Annotated in this window: 4 protein-coding genes and 1 pseudogene; all 5 read left to right on the forward strand. The window is 75.1% G+C overall.

Annotation, left to right across the window (positions count from 1 at the left end; genetic code table 11):
• Window positions 1-1,389 precede the first annotated feature (1,389 nt).
• Window positions 1,390-2,442: a hypothetical protein gene (locus KBX39_RS15935; RefSeq protein WP_247660256.1), complete on the forward strand. Its 1,053-nt coding sequence runs from the start codon at window positions 1,390-1,392 to the stop codon at window positions 2,440-2,442.
• A 207-nt stretch (window positions 2,443-2,649) separates the two neighbouring features.
• On the forward strand, window positions 2,650-5,214 hold the full coding sequence (locus KBX39_RS15940; RefSeq protein WP_210871282.1) for a fibronectin type III domain-containing protein: 2,565 nt from the start codon (window positions 2,650-2,652) through the stop codon (window positions 5,212-5,214).
• Between the two features lie 25 nt (window positions 5,215-5,239).
• Window positions 5,240-6,235 (forward strand): MoxR family ATPase, encoded by a 996-nt coding sequence (locus KBX39_RS15945; RefSeq protein ID WP_064445403.1) that lies wholly within the window; start codon window positions 5,240-5,242, stop codon window positions 6,233-6,235.
• A gap of 2 nt (window positions 6,236-6,237) precedes the next feature.
• A complete protein-coding gene (locus KBX39_RS15950) occupies window positions 6,238-7,392 on the forward strand; it encodes a DUF58 domain-containing protein (protein WP_210871278.1) in 1,155 nt (384 codons plus the stop codon).
• Window positions 7,386-8,273: pseudogene (locus KBX39_RS33815) on the forward strand (transglutaminase domain-containing protein); the annotation flags it as partial. The gene KBX39_RS15950 and the pseudogene KBX39_RS33815, both read left to right, overlap by 7 nt.

Here is an 8,273-nt window from a genome sequence, read left to right on the forward strand (position 1 = left end):
GGATACGGCGACTGCGCGGCGCCCGGCGCCGCGCAGTCGCCGTATCCCGTGCCGAACCCTCAAGGCACTCCCCTGCAGCCCGCCCCTCCGGTCCCGCCGCGCCAGCAGCCCGCCTCGACGAGCCCGTGGGCGCCGCCCTCGCCGCCCTCTGCGCCATCCGAGGAGGCGACGACCCGCTTCGCGCCGATCTCGGAGGAAGCGACCTCCCGGTTCCCGGTAGTGCCCGCCGAACCCACCACCCCGCTGACGCCGCAGTCGGCCGCCGGAGCGGCCCCGCAGATTCCCGGTGTCCGGCCGGTCCCCCCGGCCCAGGGTGTCACCCCCGTCGCACCCGGAACGTACGGTCGGCAGCCCGCCGCCCCCGGAGTGACGCCGGTACCGCCCCGTCCTCCGGTCGCCCCACCACCGCCGCCGGCGGTCCCCGGTGCCGTGGTGCCCCCAGCGGCACCCGGAACACCGGCGGCAACACCTGGAACGCCGACGACAGCGTCCGCGGCGGGGACGCCGGTGCACGGGCTGCCGGTGGCGCCGCCCGTACCCGGCCCGGCGTCCCCGCTACCGCCCCCGCCGGTCATCCCGCCGCCATCCACGAGGCCGAGCACCGAGGCGCCTCCAGCGTCCGTCACCCCGCCGCCGTCGCGGATGCCGTCGGCGGGAGTCGTGCCACCGCCGCCACCGCCGACCGTCCTGCCGCCGGCACCGAGCATCCCCGCACCGGCGAACGTTGTCCTGCCACCACCGCCGGCAGTCACTGTCGCTCCGCCGACCCCCGTGCCGCCACGGCCGGCAGCCGTCCAACCGGTGGCCGAGGCCGCAGCCGCTCCCCCGAACGCCGCCACGGACCGTACGGCCGGGACCGGAAGGGCAGCAGCCTCGGAAGTCCACCCCGCAGCGACCGAGGCGAGCGCGAGCGGCCCTGGCGCGGGTACGCCACCGACCGCCCCGGGTGGACCGGGCTGGGACAAGCCGACGATCCAGGTACAGCAGATCGGCCCGCTGCTGGAGGAGGAGTCGGAGCGCCAAGCCGCGACAGCGGCCACCGGCACCGCGTCCAAGCCCTCGGTATCCGGTCCCGTCAGCGCACCGCCGGTGGACGGCACCCAGAGCAGCGGACCTTCGGCCGACACACCCGTGGTCAGCGGACCCCCGGCCGGCACACCCCCGGTGAGCGGACCGCCAGCCATCGCGCCGCCGGTGAGCGCGCAGCAGACGAGCGCAGGCGCACCCGCTGCCAGCACGCCCCCGGGTGAAGCACGACCGCAAGCCGGCCCACCACCGATTGGTTCACCGTCCACGCCACCGGTGAACGGGCCAGCCCTCGGCACGCCCACGCCGCCTCCCGTCAGCGCGCCGCCCACGCACCCGGTCAGCGGCCCACCGGGGCAACCGGTGAGCGGTGCGGCCGCGTACCCGATCAGCGGAATTCCGGTCAGCGGCTACCCACCACCGGTCAGCGGACCACCCGGCCAGGGCGGCTACACGCCGGTGAGCGCCCCGCCCGGCGAGGGCACCTACGCCCCGCCCGGCCACAGCGCCTACCCGCCGATCAGCGCACCACCTGGCCATACCGGCTACCCTCCGGTCAGCGGACCACCCGGTCACGGCGACTACCCGTCACTGGCCGGCCAGCCACATGCGGCGCCCGTCAGTGCCGCGCCGGTCAGCGGCGGCTCCGTGCCGCCGTGGGGCATGGTCGCGCCGCCGTGGAGCAGTGTCGCCCCGTCCCAGCCGGTCGACCGGCCCGCCGACCCCGAGCAGGACACGGACGAGCCTGACCCGGACGAGCCGACGGCCGGCGACGCGGCCGGACAGGCGGAAGGGGACGCGCCGGAACGGAACCGGCCGATGCCGATCTACGAGGATCTGCTGGACTTTCCCGAGTCCACGCGACCGGAGCCGCCGGCGCAGCCGGAGCCGGGTGCCTGGCCGGTGAACCCGCCGGTGTTCCACCAGCCGGCGCCGGTCGAGCCGCCGGGCGCGTACCCGATGGAGCCGGAGCGGCCGGGCCGCAACCGCACGGTGCTGGCCCTGGTGGCCGGGGGCGCGGTGCTCGCGGTGGTGGCGGCGGTCGGTGTCGGCGTGGTGTTGCTGAACCGGGAGGCGGCGCCGCCGGCTCCGGTGCCCGCGTCCGGCGCCGCGTCGCCGAAGGTGGCCGGTCCGCCCCCGGGCGACTTGCAGCTACGGGACGACACCACCACTGTCACGGTGACCTGGACCGACCCGACGAACGGCGGGGTGCCGTTCGTGGTGGCGGGTGGCCGGGCCGGGCAGAAGCTCGGCGAGAGGGCCACAGAGGACGCGGGGCAGACCCGCTACACGGAGAACGGCCTGAGCGCGAAGCTGGACTACTGCTTCACCGTGCTGGCTGTCTACGCGACCGATTCGTACTCGACCTCGGGTCAGGTCTGCACGGACCGGGAGGGCGGCGCGACGCCGAACTGACGGTCCGGGGACGCCACGCTCGGTGTCCACAGGGGGACGGTGCGGGTTTCACCGGCACCGGGCGGCACCTATGATGGCTCCCGGCTCTGGGGAGGGTCGACCTCGCGCGGGTGCGCCTCCCCCACCGACACGGGGAGGCAGCCGGCAGTGACCACCATCGAGGACGTCACGGGCACCGGGCCGGAGCAGGCTCGTCCACGATCGCGTATGCGGGGCGGGCTGGTGACCATCGGCACGGTGGCCGCGCTGCTGGCCGCGATGGGCCTGACGGTGCTCGGGCTGGGCGCCGCGGACAACGCGGTGGCGAGCTACGACGCCTCCTCCTGGTTGTGGAGCACCACCCGCGGCGAGCTGGCCCGGGTCAACGGCGTCACCGCGCGGGTGGACACCCGGATGGAGGTGCCGGGTGGGCGGCGGCACCAGATGCAGGTGGCCCAGACCGACCGGCTGCTGATCCTGCGCGACCTCAAGACCGGCCAGGTCAGCTCGCTGGACCTGGCGACGTTGCAGATCACCGCGACCACGCCGACCGCGCCGGGGCTCGGGGTGAGCGTGGCGCTGCACGAGGACGCGGCGTTCGTGGTGGACGCGGTGCAGGGCATCGTCCGGCAGCTCGACCCGCGGGCGCTGACGCCGGTGGGCGAGCCGGTCCGCTACCCGCCGGGCATCGCCGGCGGCACGTTCGACGGCGCCGGCAAGCTGTGGATCGCGGTGCCGAGCGAGGGCACCGTCTCGGCGGTCACCGCCGCCGAGCTGCCGGAGACGCCCGGTGACGCGCCGCCCGCCGGGCTCAGCCCGAAGCGCGTCGAGACGTACGACGTGGCCGAGCCGGCGCACGAGCTTGTGGTGTCCACGCTGGACGAGGGCGTGGCGGTGCTGGACCGCACCTCGGCGTCGCTGGTGACGGTGGTGGGCGGGCAGACGCAGCGGGCGGCACTGACCATGACCGCGCCGGGCTACCTGCCGACCCGTACCAGCGGGCAGCAGGTGCCGGTGACGGTTCCCGGTGAGCGGTCGGTGCACGTGGTGCGGGACAGCCGCGAGGTGAAGCGGTTCACGGTGCCGGGCGACGGTGTGCGGCTCAGCCCGGCGGTGGCGTGGGCGGGCCGGTTCTACTGCGCCGACGAGACGACCGGCACGGTCTACGCGTTCGACGCCGAGGGGCAGCTCGTGCAGACCGTGAAGGGCGCCGGCCGCCCCGGTCCGGTCGAGCTGGAGGTGCGCGAGAACCACCTGTTCATCAACCCGCCGGACTCGTCCACCGCGCAGGTGGTCGACGACCGCAACCAGGTGCGTGAGGTCGACAAGTACGCGAACGACGTGCTCGGCGGGGATCCGCCGCCGGTGGCTCCGCCGCCGCCCCCGCCGAAGAAGCCGAAGGTGTCCAAGCCGGGCGCGCCGAAGTCGGTCACCGCCGCCGCCGGTGACGCCTCGGCGCGGGTGAGCTGGCAGGCCGCGGCGTCGAACGGCGCCGAGATCACCAGGTACGTGGTGGAGGGCGCCGGTCAGACCCGCCAGGTCGGCGCGAACCAGCGGTCGCTGGAGGTGACCGGCCTGACGAACGGCGAGACGTACACGTTCTCGGTGCACGCGGTGAACGCCAAGGGTGAGGGGCCGGCGCGGCGCAGCAACCCGGTGGTGCCGACGGCTGAGGTGCCGGACCCGCCGGCGTCGGTGACCGCCGAGGCGCGGCCGGACGGCACGGTGCGGGTGAGCTGGCCCGAGGCCGACGGCCAGGGCAACAAGATCGCGAAGTACGCGGTGACGGCGACCTCGGCGGGCGCGAGCGCCCCGGCGGGCGAGTCGGCGAAGACGGAGCTGGTGGTGGCGGCCGGGCAACTGGAGTACGGCACCCAGTACGCGTTCACCGTGACGGCGGTGAGCGAGAAGGGCGCCGGGTCGAAGGCGTCGCCGGTGAGCAACACGGTGGTGCCGTTCACGGCGCCGAAGGCGCCCGGCGAGCTGCGCGCGTCCACTGTCGCCGACCAGCCGGGCACGGTCGCGGTGCAGTGGTCCCCGGCGGTGGACAACGGCCGGCCGGTGACGAAGTACGTGGTGGAGGCGGCCGGGAAGTCCGTCGAGGTGACCGATGTGCGGGCCACTGTGGGCGGGCTGGGCAATGGCCAGAACGTGACGGTGAAGGTCAAGGCCGTGAACGAGGCGGGCGCCGGGCCGGAGGCGAGCACCACCGCGCGGACGGTGGCCGAGCCGCGGATCACGGTGACCGGCTCGTCGGCGGACGCCACGTCGGTGACTGTGACGTTCACCGTGGACGCGGGTGGTGGGCGGGCCACCTGCACGGCGGCGACCGGTGGGAAGACGGCGAGCGGCAGTTGTTCCAGCCTGCGGGTGACCGGGCTGACGCCGGGTACCGCGTACACGGTGACGCTGACCGCATCGAACGCCGCCGGTAAGGGCACGGCCAGCCGCGCTCAGACCACCGACCCGGTGTACGGCATCGCCACCTGCAAGAACGGTCCGGACGGCGACCTGCGGACGTACTGCGACAAGGACGTGCCGGGCCGCAACGGCAATGAGATCTTCGAGGTCACCCGGCAGGACAACGACCGTCAGGCCGGCTGGGTGCCGGACGGCCGGCGGCTGCGCACGTACTGCAAGGCCAAGGGCGAGGAAGTGGACGCCTGGATCTACAACAACAACAAGAAGAGCACCTGGTGGATCCAGGTGGAGTACAAGGGCAAGACCTACATCCCGTGGGCCTGGCTGAACCTGGAGGGCGGCGACGACCTCGACGTGCTGCCCACCTGCTGACCGCACCACCCCGAGAGGCGCATCCGTGAACACGCACGAACCGCTCAGCCAGCCGGAGGTGCAGGGCTTCGCCGCCCTGGCCGCCCGGCTGGCCGACAACGTCAACGCGGTCGTGCTGGGCAAGCCGCAGGTGGTGCGGCTGGCGCTGACCGCGCTGTTCGCGCAGGGGCACGTGCTGCTGGAGGACGTCCCGGGCGTCGGCAAGACCACGCTGGCGCGGGCGATCGCGGCCACCGTGAAGGGGCAGTGGCGGCGGATCCAGTTCACGCCGGACCTGCTTCCCTCCGACGTATCAGGGGTGACGATCTTCAACCAGGCCAGCCGGGGTTTCGAGTTCCACCCGGGGCCGGTGTTCGCCAACATCGTGATCGCCGACGAGATCAACCGGGCGTCGCCGAAGACGCAGTCGGCGCTGCTGGAGGTGATGGAGGAGCGCACCGTCACGGTGGACGGCGTACGGCATCCGGTGCCGCAGCCGTTCCTGGTGGTGGCGACGCAGAACCCGGTGGAGATGGACGGCACATACCGGCTGCCCGAGGCGCAGCTCGACCGGTTCCTGGTGAAGCTGTCGGTCGGCTACCCGGACGAGGCGGTCGAGGTGGAGGTGCTGCGCGGCGCCACGGTCCGCTCCCCCGACTCGCTGACCGCGGTGACCGACACCGCCACTGTGGGCGAGATGGTGAAGATGGCCCGGCGGGTGCACATCGCCGAGCCGTTGTACGCGTACGCGGTGCGGTTGGCCGCTGCCACCCGTACCCATCCGCAGGTGCGGGTCGGGGTGAGTCCGCGCGGCGTGATCGCGCTGACCCGGGCGGCGTGCGCGTACGCGCTCATCGACGGCCGGGGCTGGATCATGCCGGAGGACCTGAAGGCGCTCGTCGAGCCGGTGTTCGCGCACCGGCTGCTGCTCACCCCCGACGCGCAGGTGCGTGGTGTGACGTCCGCCGAGGTGCTGCGTCAGGCGGTCGCGTCGGTGCCGGTGCCGTTGCCGTCGGGCCAGGCCACGCCGGTGCACGGCTGAGCGTGGGGATCACCGCCCGTGGCATCGGGCTGCTCGTCGCCGCCTTGGTGCTGCTCGGCGTGGGGTTCCGCTACGCGTACCCCGAATTGACGGTGCTGGGCGCGGCGGCCGGGGTGGCGGTCGGCTACGGCGTGGTGAACGCGGCCTGGCGGCCCCGGCTGAGCGTGGCGCGGCGGGCCGACCCGGACCGGGTGGCCCGGGGTGAGCCGGCGGCGATGGAGCTGACGGTGCGCAACACCGGTCGGCTGCGGGCGGCGAACCTGGTGGCCGAGGACCGCTGCGCGGGCGCGCTGGTGCCGGTGCCGCTGCTGCGGTTGCGCCCGGGCCGCGACACGGTGGTGCGCTACGACGTGCCGACGCACCGGCGTGGGGTGGTGCCGGTGGGGCCGCTGCGGGTGGTGCGCCGGGATCCGCTGGGCCTGGTGGCGCTGGCGCGCGGCTACGGCGGCACGGTGCCGGTGTGGGTGCACCCGCGCATCCATCCGCTGTCCGCGGTGCCCACCGGTGCCGGGCGCAGCCTGGACGGGCGTACCGACAGCGTGCCGCACGGGTCGATCACGTTCGACTCGCTGCGGGAGTACGTGGTGGGCGACGAGTTGCGCCGCGTGCACTGGCGCACCAGCGCCCGGGTGGGTGAGCTGATGGTGCGGGAGAACGTGGACACCAGCCTGCCGCGCCTGGTGGTGGTGCTGGACAACCGCGCGTCGGCGCATCCGGGCCGGGTGGGCGGGGTCGCGGAGTCGTTCGAGTCGGCGTGCGAGGCGGCCGCGTCGGTGGTGGCCGCCGCGGTGCGGGAGGACCTGCCGGTGCAGCTGCTGTTCGTCGTACCGGGAGAGGTGGAGCCGGAGGGCGCGGCCGGGCCGCTGGACCGGCTGGCCGCGGTGGAGCTGGCGGACGCCGGGCCGGACGTGCTGCCGGCCGCGACCGGGCGGCTGCGCCGGGACCGGCTCGGTGACACGCTGGTCTTCCTGACCGGGCCGGGTGGCCGCGACGAGCTGGGGCACGTCGGCGCGCTGCGCGGCGCGTACCCGTCGGTGGTGGTCGGGGTGTTCGGCGCGGACGGGCCGACGGCGGCCGGCGCGACGGGCCTCACGGTGCTGGACGCGGCGGACGGCGCGGCGTTCGCCGCCGAGTGGGACGGGGTCCGCCGGTGGTGACGCTGCCACGGACCCAACCGGCGGCGGAACGCGCGGTCCGGGTGCTGCGGGCCGTGCCGGTACCGGCCGCGCTGATCGTGCTGGTCGCGCTCTCCGGCGTGGTGCTTGGCCGGGTGTACGCGGATCCGCTGCTGACCCGGCTCATGGCCGGCGCGGCCGTCGGGTCGGTGCTGGTCGGCGTGGCCGCGCGGCGGCTGCCGTCCTGGCTGGTGGCGCCGCTGTCGGTGGCCGCGATGGCCGGGTGGACGCTGTTGTCGCTGCGGCTGGCCGCCGTGCACGCGGCGCTGCCGGGCGGGCTCGGCGAGGTGACCGCCGACGCCGCCCGTAACGCTATTCCCCGGCTGCTCACCGCGATGATTCCGGTCGAGCCGGCGCCGGACACGGTGCTGGTTCCGGTGGTGGCCGCGTGGCTGACCGGGCTGACCGCCGCCGAGGTGGCGCTGCGCGCCGGGCGGGTGCTGCTGGGCTACCTGCCGCCGGCTCTGCTCTACGCCGGGGCGCTCTACGTGGTCGGGCCGAATGCGGATCCGGCGATTGGCCCGACGGTGGTGTTCGCGGCGGTCGCGGCGGCCGGCCTGGCGACGCCGGGGCGTCGCGACGGCCCGGCGCCCGATCCGGTCGCCGGTCTGACCCCGGCGGTACGCGCGGCGGTGCGGCTGCGGCTGGTGGCGGCGAGCGCGGCCGGGCTCACGGTGGTGGTGGCGTTGGCGGCGCTGCTCGCCCCGGTGGTGGCCGCCCAGGTGGACGAGCGGCCGGTCGATCCGCGCCGCTACGTGGAGCCGCCGCGGGTGGAGTCGTTGGACGAGAACCCGCTGATCCGGATCTCCGGGTGGGCGTTGAACCCGGATCAGCGGCTGCTGGACGTGCGCACCGTCGCGGGC

It is taken from the genome of Micromonospora sp. D75 (assembly GCF_018070405.1).
GTDB lineage: Bacteria > Actinomycetota > Actinomycetes > Mycobacteriales > Micromonosporaceae > Micromonospora > Micromonospora chalcea.

Coding starts and splice junctions, on each gene's coding strand:
- KBX39_RS15940 (WP_210871282.1), top strand. CDS start 2,650: ATGCGGGGCGGGCTGGTGACCATCGGCACGGTGGCCGCGCTGCTGGCC.